The 2,537-nt window shown below is 30.9% G+C and carries 4 protein-coding genes; all 4 read right to left on the bottom strand.

What is annotated here, in order from left to right; genetic code table 11:
• Positions 1-103: 103 nt before the first annotated feature.
• On the bottom strand, positions 104-406 hold the full coding sequence (locus tag L8D11_RS04885) for an MFS transporter (protein WP_410519506.1): 303 nt from the start codon (positions 404-406) through the stop codon (positions 104-106).
• Between the two features lie 113 nt (positions 407-519).
• The gene (locus L8D11_RS04890; protein WP_236870550.1) at positions 520-855 is read right to left on the bottom strand and encodes a HesB/IscA family protein; all 336 of its coding nucleotides are present in this window, start codon (positions 853-855) and stop codon (positions 520-522) included.
• Positions 852-2,240 (bottom strand): UDP-N-acetylmuramoyl-tripeptide--D-alanyl-D-alanine ligase, encoded by a 1,389-nt coding sequence (locus L8D11_RS04895; protein WP_236870551.1) that lies wholly within the window; start codon positions 2,238-2,240, stop codon positions 852-854. Before L8D11_RS04895 ends, L8D11_RS04890 begins: the two co-directional genes overlap by 4 nt.
• Complete coding sequence (locus L8D11_RS05940; protein ID WP_336886389.1) at positions 2,237-2,449, bottom strand: RNA polymerase factor sigma-54; 213 nt, start codon at positions 2,447-2,449, stop codon at positions 2,237-2,239. The genes L8D11_RS04895 and L8D11_RS05940 overlap by 4 nt, the downstream gene beginning before the upstream one ends.
• Between the last annotated feature and the right edge of the window lie 88 nt (positions 2,450-2,537).

Here is a 2,537-nt window from a genome sequence, read left to right on the forward strand (position 1 = left end):
TCTCTCAGAGACTTTATCAAGAGATACAATCGAAAAACCAAGGCTTATTCCAAAGCCGCTGATATGGCTGAATTATCTGTGTATATACATTTCTTCTTTGACGCTATATTTGCTTAGCAATGCCTAAAAATGTGGTTAATATTATGGTAGCTTTTCTGCCCATTAAATACCCGATTTTGCCTATAACCAAACCACCTATAGGTCTTAGAAAATAGGTAGAGGAGAACGCAAATGCAGCAAGTAGCCTAGCAGTGGTTGGGTCTGATTTTGGAAAAAACAAATCATCAAGTAAAATAGCCATATGAACATATAGCATCAAGTCAAAATATTCAAGAAAAGTGCCAAATGATATTACGGCAATCGCCTCTTTTTGATATCTAGTAAGTTTGCTATTATTAGCTGACATGATAATTTATTCCCTAAAATTATATATGCAGAGAGGCTTGCATATATAATTTTAATTATCAAGCTTTTTTGAAAATTTATATGTGATTACAGTTGTATTGATATAAAAATTTATTACAACAACACAGATTCACCACAACCACACTTACCCTTTTCATTTGGGTTGACAAAAACAAAGCCTGATTGAATCTTTTCATCCACATAATCAAGTTTTGTTCCAAAAATTTTCAATACAGCACTCGGATTGATAAAAACTCTTATACCTTTATCGTTGACTTCTTCATCAAGTTCTTTTTTTTGATAAATATATTCAAATTTATACTTACTGCCTGAACAACCACCAGCTTCTACATTTATACCAATACCTATTGGCTTTTTGCTATCTTTTTTAAGCAGCTCCCTAATATGATCAGCAGCAGAATCCGTAATTGAGATTATATTTTTCTTCATTTCCTAAATTCAGTTTTTATTTTATCAACAATCAACTTCATGTTCATACTTAAAGAACCCTTTACTAGCATTATATCATCTTCTTTTAGATAGTCAGTAATAATCTCAGCCATCTTGGCAGAATTTTCAGTACACACCCCCCTAATATCTTGATTGGAATGATTATATAAATTCTCCATTAATTTACCAACGCAAAAAATTTTATCAACACCATTAAGTTTAATATTTTTATGAAAATCCATCTCTTTATCACCTAATTCCTTCATATCACCAAGTATAGCAATAACACGAGAAGTATCAGCTTTTAACGATTTTAAATTTTGTATTGCAGAAGCTAACGCCTCAGGACTTGAATTATAAGATTCATCTACTAATTTCATGTTACTTTTTAATTCAATTACTTCACCTCTACCAGATTGAGGTTTAAAATTTTCAAGAGATTTTTGTATAGAGTTTAAATCAAGATTTAAAGTAACAGCACAGATAAATATAGCTAATGAGTTAAATATTAAATGCTCTCCAACATCAATGTCAAATTTCTGTGTATAACCTTTATTATAGCAATTAATGTGAGCTATTTTATACATTTTACTGTTGTTATCTATATTTTTTATATAACAATCTGCTTTTGAATTTTTACCAAACGTGCAAATTTTCACTCCATATTCTTTAGCTTGATTATTTTGGATTTCAAAGTGATTAGAATTGGTATTCAATATACCAAAACCAGATGGCGCAATATTTTCAAAAATTTCTGATTTTGCATAGGCAATTTCCTCAATAGAGTTAAAAAATTCCAAATGTACTGGGTGTATATTAGTGATAACCGCTACGTCAGGATTAGCTATTTTGGTAAGATTTGCAATTTCTCCTTTAGCACTCATTCCTAATTCCAATATACAAAAATCAACATCTTTAGGGCAGCTAATTAATGACAAAGGTAATCCATAGTGATTGTTCAAATTCTTCTTTGTTGCAAATGTTTTTCCACATGATGAAAGTGCTAACCTAAACATTTCTTTAGTGCTTGTTTTTCCAAGACTACCTGTTATCCCAATTACCACGCCTTTTAAAGATTTTCTACGGTATATTGCAAGAGAATTTAGAGCCTCTAAAACATTATCAACCTGTATTACTTTTTCAATGTTTACCGAATTTACTTTCTGGATATCACCTGAGATACAAACGCTAGCTCCTTTTCGTATTGCATCATCGATAAAATCATTTCCATTAAAATTCTCTCCTGATAACGCAAAAAACATATCACCTTTCTCAATTGTTCTTGAGTCTGTTGAAACTCCTGTGATTGGAGCTAGGAATTCACCCTTCACAATTTTATTTAGAGCTTCGCCAACTTCATTTATATTCCACAAAATTTTCTTCATTGTTGCACACTCATTTTTCTTAGCCTTTTTCTAATTGCTGATGATGGAATTTTCATAGATTCCCTATATTTAGCCACAGTTCTGCGTGAAATTGAAATGTTATAATGTTCGCTCAGTATATTACTTATAGCCTCATCTGACAATACATTACTATTCTCTTCACTTGAAATGGAAGCATAAATAAAGGCCGTTGCATAAATGCAAAGCAAGGAAGATATGCAATAAATGGATTTAAAAAATTAGATTCATATAAAGAAGAACGATAAGTTTGGTATAAAAGCTGATAGAATAATAGGA

This window comes from Candidatus Bandiella numerosa, from assembly GCF_021811875.1.
GTDB lineage: Bacteria > Pseudomonadota > Alphaproteobacteria > Rickettsiales > Midichloriaceae > Aquirickettsia > Aquirickettsia numerosa_A.